Source organism: Paenibacillus sp. P13VS, from assembly GCF_015143645.1.
Lineage (GTDB): Bacteria > Bacillota > Bacilli > Paenibacillales > Paenibacillaceae > Paenibacillus > Paenibacillus xylanilyticus_A.
The window spans coordinates 920,816-934,944 of sequence record NZ_WYEV01000003.1 but is presented as its reverse complement, the minus strand read 5'-3'; the positions used below and the strand labels follow the sequence as shown (position 1 = coordinate 934,944).

The window sequence follows — 14,129 nt, the reverse complement described above, 5'->3', positions numbered from 1 at the left end:
CTCAAACCGCAATGAAGCTTCGCTGCACTGAAGGAGAAGATCGGCGGCTAGCCAGCCGCTGATCCAACTTTCTTGTAGACGTATTCATCCGACTGAACTCTGTAGAGAGCAAACAAGCCACCATAGGGAACTACCCTGATGCTGAACTGGAATATTTCTTGTTATAGTCGCTGTTATTTGCGGCTTTTTTATTTTGAACATATTTGTTCAATCCGTTAAACCTGAAACTTTATGTAATTCATTAACCGGAGCTACAGTGGAAAATGTCTAGTTTAGTTGAGCGGCATAACAACGTATTTAATTCAGTTTATCCCCCACATAATAAAAAGATTGAATATGCGTTTTGGTGAGTTCAATTACGTTATGGATAAACGCGTCCCTTGACTCACGAAATCCGCTTAAAATCCAATTGTTCAATAGTCCAAAAAATCCGTATGCAGTATAGTACTTGAAATACTCCATGTTGACAGGGGAGTTATTGATCGTTTCGAATACAAATTGCTCTTCATAAATTTTGAGCATGGTTTGTGGAAAGCCTGTATGCAGACCGGGTAATGTATCATCGTATTGGATTAATTCGAAGAAGTCACGATGTTCATATATATAATCCACAATTTGAAAAGATTCCACGTTAAGCTTATTTGTAAAGACTTTATGACCGTGCCAGTAGGGTTTGCCTGTGGCTTCTTTTAAGCCTTCCAACTTCGTGATCAAAAGCTCTTCGGCAAGGACATATTTATCCTGATAATGCAAATAAAACGTGCTTCGGTTGTAACCCGCTTGGTCGACGATGTCTTTGACAGACACTGCATGGAAGCCTTTTTTCTTAATAAGCTGAATCAGAGCCGTTTTGAGATGCTCCTTGGTACGATTACGATGTTGAGAAGTCACAATAAGTTCATCATTCATTCAAAAAATCTCCTATAAATTTAGACATTGTATAGAGAAGTGTCTAGAAGGTAGACACTTGGCTGTATCTTAATGATTGGATTGTTACAATTTTAAGCATACAATTAGTTTTGTAAACATCATATAGCACTATTGATATAGGCGCTATTCAAAATAGTATACTGGAGGATATAGTCATGGGCAAACTACAAGACAAAGTGGCAGTGATCACAGGAGGAGCATCCGGAATTGGTGCAGCGACAGCTCGTCTATTCGTTTCCGAAGGAGCTAAAGTCGTCCTGGTGGACTTGAATGAAGAGAAAGGCAAAGCGTTTGAGCAGGAGCTGAAAGCGCTTAACGCGGAGGCTCTATTCATCAAAGCCAACATCACAAGCGAACAAGAGGTTGCTGAGATTTTCAAACAAACCGTAGAAGCATTCGGCAAAGTGGACATTGTATTCAACAATGCAGGAATCGGACGTGTTCATCCGTCGCACGAGCTGGACTATGCCGAGTGGCGTAATACGGTTAATGTCGATCTGGACGGAGTATTCCTGGTTGCACGTGAATCCATTCGTGAAATGCTCAAAATCGGTGGAGGCACAATCGTTAACACGGCATCCATGTATGGATGGGTTGGTTCACCTGGTTCTGCAGCCTACAATGCAGCCAAAGGCGGCGTTGTGAATTTGACTCGTTCGCTGGCGCTGGAATATGCAGAGAAAAACATTCGCGTCAACGCACTATGCCCAGGTTTTATCGATACACCGATTATTCCTGAAGAGAGCAAACAGGCCCTCTCGGCAGCAACACCGATGAAACGTCTTGGTCAAGCGGAAGAAATGGCTAAAGCCGTTCTGTTCCTGGCCAGCGATGATTCATCTTACATGACAGGAAACAGCCTGATCGTGGATGGCGGATACACTGCTCAATAAGAGCTGGTAAATTCTGAATGCTGGATTATTGAGATGAAGCTGTACATGAATGAAAGTCAGTGATAATTCACATCATAGAAAAGTAGTATCACTCTAATTTCCTGAGGAGGAGATCTTTTATGGCTCGCCAGAAGAAAAGGCAGGAAGCTGCTTGGAAGTCACGAAAGCAAGAACAGCATCCTCATGGTAAAATCAGATCGCTTAAAGAATTATCAAGCGAATATGAAGAGAAGCAAACTACGAGTTAAGCGAATGACTGCCGGACAACCTGTCCGGCAGTCATTTTTTAATATAACATCAAACTGTAGAAGACTGATTCATGGTTTACTATGTCGATCTAGAATCGGATATAGAAGTACGTTTGAAGTTGAAGTCGTAAGTAGCGGCTTTTTTTACATAAATCATCAAACTTAAAGTGCTGGGAGCTTGGAACTTGGAGGAAAAATGGGTTGAGTGTAGATCACTATAAAGGGTAATAACATATTGTCTCAACATAAGGAACTATTGGATCGTGTGAAGATTGAGCACATCTTCATTCATATTTAAATTCTTAGGTTACGTTCGAAAGGAGCGATCCCATTGAAAACCCGTTATGCCCTGTGGCAAAACCTTCCGATGGTTATCCTGGTTCTGATGCTTTCAGCTTGTACAGATGAAGCGCAGCCTACTGCTAATCCGGATCCTATGACTCCAGAATCTGAATCGGTATCACCTCTTCCCTCCGAGCAGGAGCCTTCTTCTGAAACAACTCGTCCAGAATCAGAGAGTTTTGAGTTAATGACAGCAGATGGAAACCAGTCCATGGACGCGGATCTGAAGCAAGGCGAAGGATTTTCCTTGTATGTCTTTGAGAAATTTACCTTCGATGAATCAGCAGGCCGCTTGTCGTTAAGCAGTAATCCGGATTATTATGTGGACATTGAACCGCTGCCCTCCGATTACGATGTGACTCAGCTTGAAGCCGAAGGTAATAAGGAACTCAGCACATTTGGTGAGGTATCCGATTATAGTGGTGAATTGGTTGAACATCCTCTACGTTTCGCGGAACTCTATCTTCAAGCTTCCGGAGAGGAAGGAATAAGTGATTATATGGTATGGAAGTCTGATGCGGGAGATGCTTTTCTGTTCCGGCTTCATAATCCAAAAGGGGAAGAGGCATCCGATTTTGCAGGACCCGTTCTCGTTTCACTGTCGACTGTGCAAAGGGATATGTAGCCTGGGACTCCTTTAGGTCAAACGATGGTCGTAAGTGCCAGTATTTAAGACATGTCGAGTAGCAGATATAAGTAGTCTATATAAGTCGCTAATATAGCGGCTTTTTGTTTTGAGGCGATAAGAAGGTGTCAAGGTCCGAGGAAAAAAACACGTACCTAACGGCGTAAGGATGCTATTAGTTTACGAACGAGCCATATGATTAATAAAATGACTAGGAAGAGAATGATTAAGCCTGGGATACTAATACTTTGCAACATTGGAACCTCCTAGAATTACCCAAAATAGGTTTATGTTTTATTATAACACAGGAAAAAGATAGAACAATCAGAGGAAGTTTCATTGAATCAAATGGGTACTATAAAAGGTCGTGAAATCAAACCGATAGGGCTTGATTTCGACGACCTTAACTTGATTATGGATCCAGCTTGTTTCGAAAAAACTGACACTCATCAAGGGAACGAAAAACTGTCAGACCAACGAGGAATCCTGCGTTAGAGGTAGTCGTGGTTTCCAGGCCGTACAGAATAGAGACGTTGATGTGTTTCTGTGAAGATCAAGCCTACAAGATGGCTATGATATAATGAAATGCAGAAAGGGGATGCGCTCTAATGTCACCAAGAAACATAGAAAAAGACCTCCAGCAGCGGGAAAAAAGGATCAACCACATCCTTGATTCCGCATTGGAGATTATCGCACTTAAAGGAATCGGTTCAGTAAGCATCAACCATATCGCAGCGGCTTCGGGAATGAGTATTGGCAATATGTATCACTACTTCAAGTCCAAAGATGAGATTATCAGCGAACTTCTGAGAAGAGGCCAGACCCGTTACGGCGAACATGTCTCCCAACTTGCCGAGCAACCAGGCGATGCTTTGAGCAAGCTTTTACTTCTGTCTGAGTCATGGCTAGCATTAGAAAACAATTGGGCATATACGATCCTTATCCATACGGCACGTCTTTCGGAAAGCTCCTCCGAAGAAATTCGGCGAGAAGTTACAGAACGATTTACGAATAACCTTGGTCCTGTAGCCAGCATTATGGAGCAGGGGCAGCAGGAAGGATTGATTGTGAGTGGTGTTCCCGTGGAGCTTGCCTATTATTTTGTAAGTTTAATTCAAGGGTTGACGCTGCAGAAAATGCCAGGTGCTGAAGTTCCGATCCGTGCGCAGGCGCAATCGATTGTTTCCTTATTTGCCGCAAGACAAGTCGATTAATGGGGTTGCAATTGGTCAGGTACATCTATTAAGAAAAACAAACAAGAAAGATTAAATTTTAAGCAACGTTGAAAGAAATGATTGACAAGAGAGTTAGGCCACTGCTACAATTTCCCCAACAAACCGAGTGAACATTCGGTTTGTGAACGAGAGATCAACTGGACAGCCAGAGATCGTTCAAAGGGTAGAGATTTACAAGCAGAAGGCCTTTTTTTATGACCATAAAACCAAGTAAGCTGATATGATAAATTATTTTAAATTGGAGGTAACATGCGATGTTGACTATCGAGCGGTTGAACAAAACGTTCTCTGCTCCTACAGGGCCAATTATGGCACTAAGCAATATACGGTTGCAGGTTGAACGGGGACAATTTATCACTTTTATCGGCCCGAGCGGCTGCGGCAAAAGCACATTGCTCAAGATCGTTGCCGGACTTGATACGACATATGAAGGCAAGGTGGAGCTGAGCGGGAAGGCAATTACGGGACCAAGTGTTGATAAAGGTTTTATATTCCAGGAGCCACGTTTGTTCCCGTGGATGACGGTTGAGAAGAATATCGCTGCTAACCTTTCGCTTAGTAATGCAGAGGTTCGCTATCAAGTCCAAGAGCTGATTGAATTGGTTCGTCTAAAAGGATTCGAGAAAGCGTACCCGAAGGAACTGTCTGGAGGAATGGCCCAGAGGGTTGCCATTGCTAGAGCTCTGCTGCGCAAACCAGAGATTCTGCTGCTCGATGAGCCCTTTGGAGCTCTGGATGCCTTCACACGCACACATATGCAAGAAGCCCTGCTGGACATCTGGCAGAGCAGCCGGACGACCATGTTATTTGTTACGCATGACTTAGACGAGGCGGTATTTCTTGGAGAGAAAGTCGTTATCATGAACCCTCGTCCAGGTCATATTCGCAATGTGATGAACGTAGACCTTCCCTATCAACGTAAGCGAAGCGGAGGTTCATTTCAGGAGCTTCGTTCCCGGGTTCTACGTGAGTTTGAAAAAGTGGAGCATCCTCCCCTTATTGATGAGGGCGCCGGTATTTAATAGAACTGCATTATCAACAATTATGTGTTCATAAAGGGGATGCGAATAGATGAGTAATAGATATGGCTTGATTACAGTATTAATAGTCCTGATTCTGATTGTTGCGGGATGCAGCAATGCTAGCAACAATGCTGGCAATGGAGAGAAGGATGCGAGCCCTGGACAAACTGCAGGCACGTCAATGAAAGAAGGCAATTTGGATTCAAAGGCATCTTATGAGGATGTCAAGGTGAAAATTGGGGTGCAAGGCAAGGGCGGTTTGTTTGGCAAAGCACAAGAACAGAAGTGGTTCGAAGAAGCATTTGGAGAAGTGGGGGCAAAAGTGGAGTGGGTGGAGTTTCAGAGCGGTCCTCCGATGGTAGAAGCTATGGCATCCAATCACTTGGACTTTGCTGGCATGGGCAATATGCCGCCAATATCGGCACAGGCAGCCGGCATTGACTTCAAAATCATCTCACAGGTTCTTGATGGCAAGAACAATGTCGCAATCATTGTGCCGACCGATAGTCTCATCCAAACCATTGCCGATTTGAAGGGTAAGAAGGTCGCTGTTACCAAGGGCAGCAACGCCTACAACTTCCTGTATCAAGTACTCGTGAAGGCCGGCTTGGCAAAATCCGATATTCAAGAAATTCAATTACAACCTGATGAAACGCAGCCTTCATTCGAAAGCGGAAAAGTGGATGCCTGGGCCGTCTGGGATCCCTATATTACCCTGAATACACTTAGCGGCAAAGGGCGGGTACTTGCTGATGGGGAGACCGAGGGTGTACTGTCACCGTCGTTTCAATTGGTTCGCTCAGATTTTGCAAATGAGTATCCGGAACTTGTTACCCTATATTTAAAGATATTTGAGCAGGCGCGCCAGTGGGAAGCAACGAACCAGGAGGAAGCCTTCCAGCGCTATGCCGATGAACGGAACATTCCGATTGAATTGGTACAAGGTATGCAATCGCGTGCAGCAATGATTAACTTTCCGGTCAGTGACGATATCATAGCGAGTCAGCAGAATACGGCTGATTTCCAATTCGAACTAGGTACTATCCGCAAGCGAATTAACGTCGCTGAGGTGTTTGACAACCAGTACATTGAGGAAGCACTTAAATAAAGTAGAGGTGCGGTTATGCAGCATATATCGGAAAAGAGGTTTGTTCTTCGGACTATTCATTTCCTGATTGGGATGATGGTTCCGGCAGCAGTATTAATTATATGGCAGATGGCATCCTCCAATGGATGGGTAAATGCGGTGTTAGTCCCGCCTCCCAAGGACATTTTGACTGAATTTGGTCGGATGATCTCCTCAGGAGAACTGCTGTCAAATTTGCGCATCTCGACGGGTAGAGCAGCACTCGGATTTTTGATTGGTGGCGGGCTGGGATTGGCTGCTGGATTATGGGTCGGATTTTCTATCAAGGCTGAACGGTTGCTCGATCCATCGCTTCAGTTACTTCGAACATTGCCTCACTTGGCTGTTGCTCCATTGTTTATTCTGTGGTTTGGCTTTGGCGAAACATCGAAGATTTTGCTTATCGCTAAGGGGGCTTTTTTTCCTTTATACGTTAATGCCTTTTTGGGTGTTCGTTCAGTAGATCGGCATTTGTTTGAAGTAGCACGCGTATTGGAATTCACTAGATTTCAGACCATTACTAAACTGATTATCCCTGCTTCTCTCCCTTCATTATTCCTCGGGGTTCGATTGTCCATTGCCGTAAGCTGGCTCGGCCTCGTTGTCGCGGAAATGATGGGTTCAAGCTCCGGAATCGGCTACATTATTAACGATGCACGATCCTTCTCACTAACGTCAGTCATTTTCGTTGGCATAATCGTCTTTGCGGTTGTTGGCAAGGTAACGGATTCACTGGTAAGGCTGGTGGAGAAGAAATTATTGAGTTGGCAGGATTCCTTGGAGGGAGGGGGATAATTGATCATGCGTACGAACGATGTGTCATTAAACGCTAAGACAAACGAGAAGCAACCAGCGTTTGGAAGAAGGTCCCCGTGGAGATTGCCGAGCTGGTTGCATGGGTGGATGCTGCCTGTCATTGTAATCGTGTTATGGGAATCAGCATCTGCTCTTGAGCTGTTATCCGACTCGGTATTGCCAGCTCCGTCTCGAATTGCTCTAACCTTCTGGCATTTGTGCACAAATGGAGATATGACGGAACATCTGGCAGCCAGCATTATTCGGGCTGGCGGAGGATTTCTACTTGGAGCGGCAACAGGATTGCTGCTAGGGGTATTCACCGGCTTGGGCAAGTGGGCTGAACAGACGCTTGATCCAACAATCCAAATGCTGCGGACGGTTCCGTTGCTTGCGGTTATTCCGCTGTTCATTCTGTGGTTCGGAGTCGGAGAATTATCCAAAATACTGCTGATCGCACTCGGATCGTTTTTCCCGATCTATTTCCATACGCATCTAGGTGTACGTAGTGCTGACCGTAAGCTATATGAGGTTACCCGTATTTTGCAATACTCCAAGTTCATGCTGCTAACGAAGCTAATTATCCCTTCTGCGTTGCCGAACATCCTGCTTGGCATCCGGTTGTCCGTAGGGGCTTCCTGGCTGCTGCTTGCTGTCGCAGAGATGATGGGAGCAAATGCAGGAGTGGGTTATATGATTCAGGATGCACGCGTTTACGCACAGACAGATATCGTTTTTGTTGGAATCATTCTGTTTGCGTTGGTTGGTAAACTGTCGGATTCAGTCGTTAGACTGGCCGAAAAAAGATTCCTGCGATGGAGTAACACCTACAAAGGTTGATTATAGAAAATTAGGTAAATAGACAGATTTCGAAATAATTAGAGATCTTCGAAGTATGGAAGAGAGGGATGGGTATGATGAATAAACGACAGGGTCAGCTTCATCTTGGTGCGTTCATATATTTCACCGGACATCATCACGCAGGATGGCGTCATCCGGAATCGGGTGTAGAGAAGATGTTCGATATTGAATGGTATAAACGAATTGCCCAAACTGCTGAGCGGGGAAAGTTCGATATGATTTTTTTTGCGGATTTATTGCATTTAATTTACCCTAGTCGGGCTGCCGCAGGCATGTTGGACCCGATTTCGCTTCTCTCCGCTCTGTCCACGGTGACTGAGAAAATCGGGTTAACAGCAACGCTGTCAACAACGTATAACGAACCATTCAATGCGGCACGCCGTCTGGCTACGCTTGATCACATCAGCGGAGGACGGACAGGCTGGAATATAGTGACATCTCAAGTCGATACGGAAGCCCGGAACTTTGGTAGAGACAAGCATCCTGAGCATGCAACACGATATGAGATGGCGCAGGAATTCGTTGATGTTGTTACGGCATTATGGGATAGCTGGCCCCAAGATTCATTCGTTATGGATCGGGAATCGGGTACGTTCGTCGATGAATCCAAGCTGCGCATTGCTGAATATCAAGGCCAATGGTATTCCACGCATGGTCTTTTGAACGTGCCACGTCCACCACAAGGATATCCGGTCCTTATTCAGGCGGGTTCATCGGAGCCAGGCCAGGATTTCGCTGCAAAAGTCGGCGAGGTCATCTTCACGGCTCAGTCGTCACTCGAAGCTGCGCAGGATTTTTATCGGAAGGTGAACGAAAAACTTCTGGCCGTGGGCCGTGAGCGTGGCAGCTTGCTCATCATGCCAGGACTATCACCCATCCTCGGTTTAACTGTGGAGGAAGCCCGTCGTAAGGAACGACAGCTGCTTGACCTCATTGACCCCCAGGAGGCTGTGATGATGGTATCCGGCATGCTTCAGACAGACCTCAGCGGATATCCTGCCGATGGTCCGTTACCTGACATACCGGATCCGGTGGAAGCAAGTAATGGTATGAAAAGCCGTGTCCAGCTCATTATGGACCTGGCACGCAAAGAGCGGTTGTCCATTACCGAGATAGGGCGAAGGCTTCTCGGTGCCCGTGGTCATATGCAATTTGTGGGAACCCCAGAACAGCTTACCAACCTTATGGAAGAGTGGTTTCATGGATATGGGTGCGACGGTTTCAATATCATGCCACCCGTTCTGCCAGGGGATCTCGAAGAATTCGTCCAGCATGTCATTCCTGAGCTTCAGAAGCGCGGCCTATTCCGTGAAGAATACGAGGGTATGACGTTACGAGAGCATCTTGGACTTATAGAGCCATCCGTTATCGTTAACCATAAACAGCAAGATGCCGCTAACCCATCACGTTGATGCGCTCTTAATATGCTTGAAAACCAAAATAAATAGAAGAGCCAACTGATTATCTGACAAAAGCCTCAGAACCTCAGTTAGTGAGCTAATTTAAACAAAACTAAAGCCCAAGTGCTGCTTAATAAGCAAGCAGTATACTCGGGCCTTTTTGTTTTATTGCTGCACAATGCGTTAAATTAACCTCTCTTGCCGTTCATGAGACCAGGACGTCAGGAGAGGTTGGTTTTAGCATGTGGAGTTATATCACGATAAAAGGTATATCATTAAACAAAGAGTGTATTTATCCGCCTGGACTTAACGTCAGCAACCGTTTAAGATTGTCATCGATAAATTTGTTATCCGCAGGGTTAATCCCACGACCGGCCAAATGTCCCCAAATCGAAGGAATCGGTTGATAGACCGCATTAGGAATAAGGCCAGCCTCATACGCGTTGTCTTCCGCCATGCAGAAGAGATCCGTGCTACCTGGCATAATGCAGGCAAGCGCTTTAATGCTGCTTAACGCATGCTCGAAATTACCGTTATAGAAGGGATTATCACTAATATCGGCATGTTGGCCTGTCCATGACATGGCGAGGACATTGTGCGGATCCATAGTCATGAAGACCTCTTCCCAGAAGCCTGCCACAAAATCTGTCAAAGAATCGAAACCCAGCTCACGGTAAAGTTCCTTTCTATAGAAAGCCTGTGAAAATCCCCATCCCGCGTATACCCGGCCAGCCCCGCGCATGTCTGCAGTGGTCAAATGATTGAGTTGATTCGAATCAAATTGGGCGGCTGACTGGAGGGGGGCACATACTCCCTCCATCACCGTAAACGTATGAGGCCATGTTTTGGCAGCGCCTGCAAAAGGCGCGATGCGTTCCACCATATTGGGATAACTTGCCCCCCACTGGAATGCTTGAATACCACCCATGGACCACCCTACAACGAGTGCAATCTTTTGTATGCCGAATAGTTCGGTAACTAGCCGATGCTGCAGAACTACATTATCATAGATGGTTACTCTGGGGAAATTCGCCCGATCAAATGGAGGAGGCGTGTTACTGGGAGACGAGGACAATCCGTTACCTAACAGATTTGGAACGATGATAAAGTATTTTTCCGGATCCAGCGCCATGCCATCTCCAATTAACCATTCATTCTGTACATGCTGGTCACCAAAAGCCGTAGGATAGACCACAACATTATCTTTCTTCTCATTCAATTTACCGTAAGTCTTGTAAGCAAGAAAAGCATTTGGTAACGTCACACCGGATTGCAAGGTAACATCACCCAATTTGAAGATGTCATACTCCATTATTTAATTTCTCCTTTCAAATATAATGAATCATAATGTGTGTTTCTTGTGCCAGTATAGGTCCTTGTTACTCTCATTAAAAGTGATTAGAATTTAATATAGTGTTCAATATTTTTGATAGTAATAGGGGGAGAAATACATGGAATTGCGCCAATTAAATATGTTCCGCACTGTCGCATCTACCCTTAATTTCAGCAGGGCAGCCGAATCTATGGGCTATGTACCTTCGAACGTGACGATGCAGATCAAGGCTTTGGAGGATGAGCTGGGTGTTCGGCTTTTTGACCGCTTGGGTAAGCAGCTTGTACTCACAGGAGCCGGGAAACGCTTCTTAATTCATATTGAGAGTGCTCTGGATAAATTGGATGAAGCCCGAAATGCTGTTCACGACGATGAACATTTAAGCGGAACTTTAACCATAAGTGCCAATGAGGTTCTATGTGCGTATCGGCTCCCGGTGGTCTTTCATCTGTTTCGTTCAAGGCATCCGGGAGTTCGCCTAATTTTTCGCTCCGTTCCCAACCAACAACTGAAGCACACGCTTTTTGAGGGGACCGCTGATGTGGTCTTTATGTTGGACGAACCCATTCGATCTACAGGTCTTGCAGTGGAACCGTTGGTGGAAGAGACATTCCGTTTTTACGCTGCGCCGGATCATCCACTTGCGCAGTATACAGTATTAAAGCTTGAAGATTTTCACGGCCAAGTGTTCCTGACCAATGAGAAGGGCTGTACATATCGAACCATGTTTGACCGGGCATTCGAGAAAAAGGGGATAGATACCATTACACATTTGGAATTTCAAAATGCTGAAGCGATTAAGCAATGTGCCATGGCCGGAATAGGTATTGCGTTCCTGCCGGAATTAACAACGGAAGCGGAAGTAGATCGGGGGGAACTGGTCGTTCTTCCATGGCAAATTGCTGACTTGCACGTGTATACACAAATGTTATGGCATAAGGACAAGTGGCTTTCACCCATGTTGTTATCTTTCCTCGAAGCAGCAAGAGAGGTCATTGCGAAAGAGGGAGGGACAGATCATTTTTAAATCTAAGGTGATTCGTAAGCGCTAAACGAAGGATTAAAGAATGACGGACAGATGTTGAAAACTTCAGAGAACGAAGGTTCAACGTCTGTCCGATAACGATAATGGGGAGTCACTTCAAAAAGGTTGTGTTAATTATAATGGCAAATCTACTGCATAACGATCGCGAAGAACGGACAGATGGTGCAGTTCATGTCCAACCAGAACGTAAGCAATGGATCGAGCAGAAGCAGGATTATCGCTAACAATTCCTCTACGCAGCCAGGCTTCCGGGGTGATGTGACGAAGCATGAGCAGAGTGGAGCGGCGTGCGGCCGCATATTCTTCGTTTAGATCGGCCACGGTGTACGCATCGAATGGATGACTTTGCATAAGGACATCCTGATCGTAACCGGGATGATTTGCTTGGTCGCCTCTGGCGATACGAAGGAGCCTGCTGCTCATAATACGTTCATTATCCGTTAGGTGGCCAATGACCTCTTTTACGCTCCATTTGCCTTCAGCATAACGGTAATTCGCCTGCTCCTCAGTCAAGGAGGACAGAACGGATTGTACGATATTGGATTGCTGCTCCAACCGTTCGATGATATTCCCTTCGGGAACCCGTTTTATGTACCCTTCATAAAAAGCTGCATACTCCTCTGTCGTTGGTCTTTCAAGCATGGTATTGCCTCCTTTGGATTTCTAGCTCTGGATTAATTGTAGTATATGCCTGGACATATTCTCAACCTTTCAATGGCAGGAAGCTGCTCCTTTATGTTGTTAATATTTAATAGGGTGAATCAATTCTAGAGTAGATTGATAGAGCAGCTTCGTGATCACTTCCGTTTCACGTTATCGTCTTCCATTCAGGCATGGGATGGTATAATCGAAAGGTCGCTAAATACGTTGTTGTGTGGAGCACGGGGGTAGCGAGATCGCTAACAGAAAGTTTAATTCAATAAAGGAATGATTAGACATGACAGATTCGCTGAGACAAGATATCCGGGATCGACTAGCCCAAAAGGATTACCATTGCGAGAAAGAGTATACGTTATCGATCCTTAGCGGCAAATGGAAAGTGGTTATTTTATGGCATTTGGGAGTGGAAGGACCTCACCGGTTTAGCGATTTACAAAAGCTCTTTCCTAAAATTTCACATAAAATGTTGACAAGCCAGCTGCGTGAGCTAATGGAGGATGGCATCGTTCATCGAGAAGTCTATCCGGATGTCCCACCCAAGGTTGAATATTCGATGACAGAAGTAGGAATGAGCATACTGCCCATTGTGGAAATGATGTATACTTGGGGTCTGAATCGGCTAAGTCAGCTTAAGGAAGAAAGCAAGTAAATAGATGTGGCAGTTACCGTTTGGTAACCACCGCACCAAAAAGTGCATGCTTTTCATTTAAAGTAAGGGCAGTTAGAATGGAATAGAAGTTGAGAACGATTGTTTTTAACGCTAGATTTTTTAATTCAATTTAACTTATCTAATATTCGAAGGAGCGAACAATAATATGCAGTCCATAGCAGGAAAAGTAGCATTAATTACAGGAGCAGGTCGCGGGATTGGCCGCGCGATTGCCATTGCATTTGCACAAGAGGGCATTCACGTAGGTCTTGTAGGCCGTACGCTTGAGAATTTGCAAAAGGTCAAGGAAGAACTTAAATCGTACAATGTGAACGTAGCGATAGCTGCAGCTGATGTGGCCGATCTGGATTCCATTACGGCAGCAGTAGAGTCTGTGCGGGGAGAGCTCGGAGCGATCGATATTCTGATCAACAATGCAGGTATTGGCAAATTCGGCGGATTCATGGAGTTAACACCGGAAGAATGGACCAATATCATTGATGTCAATGTGAAAGGTGTATATTACACGACGCGTGCGGTATTGCCAGAAATGATGGAGCGCAACACAGGCGATATCATTAACATTTCATCTACGGCTGGACAAAAAGGTGCGCCGCTTACGAGTGCGTATACTGCATCCAAGGCAGCTGTGAATGGACTCACCGAGTCCTTGATGCTCGAAGTACGTAAGAAAAATATTCGTGTTACGGCTCTGACTCCTAGCACCGTTGCGACGGATATGGCGGTCGAGCTCAAGTTGACGGACGGCAATCCGGATAAGGTGATGCAGCCTGAAGATCTGGCAGACCTGATCGTGGCACAACTGAAGCTGCACCCACGCGTATTGCTGAAGCATGCGGGTCTATGGTCAACGAATCCGTAAATTGGATAGAAATATTAGTGCATCGTAAAAATTAAAAATGCACTCTAGAATACACAAAAATAAGTCGCTGCTTAAGCGGCTT

The 14,129-nt window shown here is 45.3% G+C and carries 15 protein-coding genes; 12 read left to right on the top strand and 3 right to left on the bottom strand.

All coding sequences use genetic code 11. From position 1 onward, the window contains the following. Window positions 1-297 precede the first annotated feature (297 nt). Complete coding sequence (locus GUA98_RS08965) at window positions 298-909, bottom strand: TetR/AcrR family transcriptional regulator (protein ID WP_153978976.1); 612 nt, start codon at window positions 907-909, stop codon at window positions 298-300. 176 nt (window positions 910-1,085) lie between these two features. Here GUA98_RS08965 and GUA98_RS08960 point away from each other — a divergent pair, with 176 nt between their 5' ends. The 9 genes from GUA98_RS08960 to GUA98_RS08925 all read left to right on the top strand — a co-directional run bounded on the left by GUA98_RS08960 (window position 1,086) and on the right by GUA98_RS08925 (window position 9,489). Next, window positions 1,086-1,823, top strand: a complete 738-nt coding sequence (locus tag GUA98_RS08960; RefSeq protein ID WP_183519094.1) for an SDR family NAD(P)-dependent oxidoreductase — start codon at window positions 1,086-1,088, stop codon at window positions 1,821-1,823. Between the two features lie 119 nt (window positions 1,824-1,942). Then, on the top strand, window positions 1,943-2,071 hold the full coding sequence (locus GUA98_RS29475; RefSeq protein WP_227779503.1) for a DUF6254 family protein: 129 nt from the start codon (window positions 1,943-1,945) through the stop codon (window positions 2,069-2,071). A gap of 331 nt (window positions 2,072-2,402) precedes the next feature. Further along, window positions 2,403-3,038 (top strand): hypothetical protein, encoded by a 636-nt coding sequence (locus tag GUA98_RS08955; RefSeq protein WP_193722771.1) that lies wholly within the window; start codon window positions 2,403-2,405, stop codon window positions 3,036-3,038. 608 nt (window positions 3,039-3,646) lie between these two features. Then, window positions 3,647-4,252 carry a TetR/AcrR family transcriptional regulator gene (locus tag GUA98_RS08950; protein WP_193722770.1) on the top strand — a complete coding sequence of 202 codons (606 nt, stop codon included), beginning with the start codon at window positions 3,647-3,649 and terminating at the stop codon, window positions 4,250-4,252. A gap of 275 nt (window positions 4,253-4,527) precedes the next feature. Further along, window positions 4,528-5,295 carry an ABC transporter ATP-binding protein gene (locus GUA98_RS08945; protein ID WP_193722769.1) on the top strand — a complete coding sequence of 256 codons (768 nt, stop codon included), beginning with the start codon at window positions 4,528-4,530 and terminating at the stop codon, window positions 5,293-5,295. Between the two features lie 49 nt (window positions 5,296-5,344). Next, window positions 5,345-6,403 carry an aliphatic sulfonate ABC transporter substrate-binding protein gene (locus GUA98_RS08940; protein WP_193722768.1) on the top strand — a complete coding sequence of 353 codons (1,059 nt, stop codon included), beginning with the start codon at window positions 5,345-5,347 and terminating at the stop codon, window positions 6,401-6,403. A gap of 15 nt (window positions 6,404-6,418) precedes the next feature. After that, complete coding sequence (locus tag GUA98_RS08935) at window positions 6,419-7,216, top strand: ABC transporter permease (protein ID WP_193722767.1); 798 nt, start codon at window positions 6,419-6,421, stop codon at window positions 7,214-7,216. Between the two features lie 6 nt (window positions 7,217-7,222). Further along, window positions 7,223-8,056 (top strand): ABC transporter permease, encoded by an 834-nt coding sequence (locus GUA98_RS08930; protein ID WP_193722766.1) that lies wholly within the window; start codon window positions 7,223-7,225, stop codon window positions 8,054-8,056. A gap of 77 nt (window positions 8,057-8,133) precedes the next feature. Then, window positions 8,134-9,489, top strand: a complete 1,356-nt coding sequence (locus tag GUA98_RS08925; RefSeq protein WP_193722765.1) for an LLM class flavin-dependent oxidoreductase — start codon at window positions 8,134-8,136, stop codon at window positions 9,487-9,489. A 280-nt stretch (window positions 9,490-9,769) separates the two neighbouring features. Here GUA98_RS08925 and GUA98_RS08920 read toward each other — a convergent pair whose 3' ends face one another. After that, window positions 9,770-10,789, bottom strand: coding sequence for an alpha/beta fold hydrolase (locus GUA98_RS08920; protein ID WP_193722764.1), 1,020 nt, complete (start codon window positions 10,787-10,789; stop codon window positions 9,770-9,772). 139 nt (window positions 10,790-10,928) lie between these two features. Between GUA98_RS08920 and GUA98_RS08915 the strand changes: the two genes are divergently transcribed. Beyond that, the gene (locus GUA98_RS08915; RefSeq protein ID WP_153978968.1) at window positions 10,929-11,837 is read left to right on the top strand and encodes a LysR family transcriptional regulator; all 909 of its coding nucleotides are present in this window, start codon (window positions 10,929-10,931) and stop codon (window positions 11,835-11,837) included. 132 nt (window positions 11,838-11,969) lie between these two features. Here GUA98_RS08915 and GUA98_RS08910 read toward each other — a convergent pair whose 3' ends face one another. After that, window positions 11,970-12,497 carry a DinB family protein gene (locus GUA98_RS08910; protein ID WP_193722763.1) on the bottom strand — a complete coding sequence of 176 codons (528 nt, stop codon included), beginning with the start codon at window positions 12,495-12,497 and terminating at the stop codon, window positions 11,970-11,972. Between the two features lie 295 nt (window positions 12,498-12,792). Here GUA98_RS08910 and GUA98_RS08905 point away from each other — a divergent pair, with 295 nt between their 5' ends. Both GUA98_RS08905 and GUA98_RS08900 read left to right on the top strand, forming a co-directional pair. Next, window positions 12,793-13,164: a winged helix-turn-helix transcriptional regulator gene (locus GUA98_RS08905; protein WP_153978966.1), complete on the top strand. Its 372-nt coding sequence runs from the start codon at window positions 12,793-12,795 to the stop codon at window positions 13,162-13,164. 166 nt (window positions 13,165-13,330) lie between these two features. Further along, window positions 13,331-14,047, top strand: a complete 717-nt coding sequence (locus tag GUA98_RS08900) for a 3-ketoacyl-ACP reductase (protein ID WP_153978965.1) — start codon at window positions 13,331-13,333, stop codon at window positions 14,045-14,047. The last annotated feature ends 82 nt before the right edge of the window (window positions 14,048-14,129 follow it).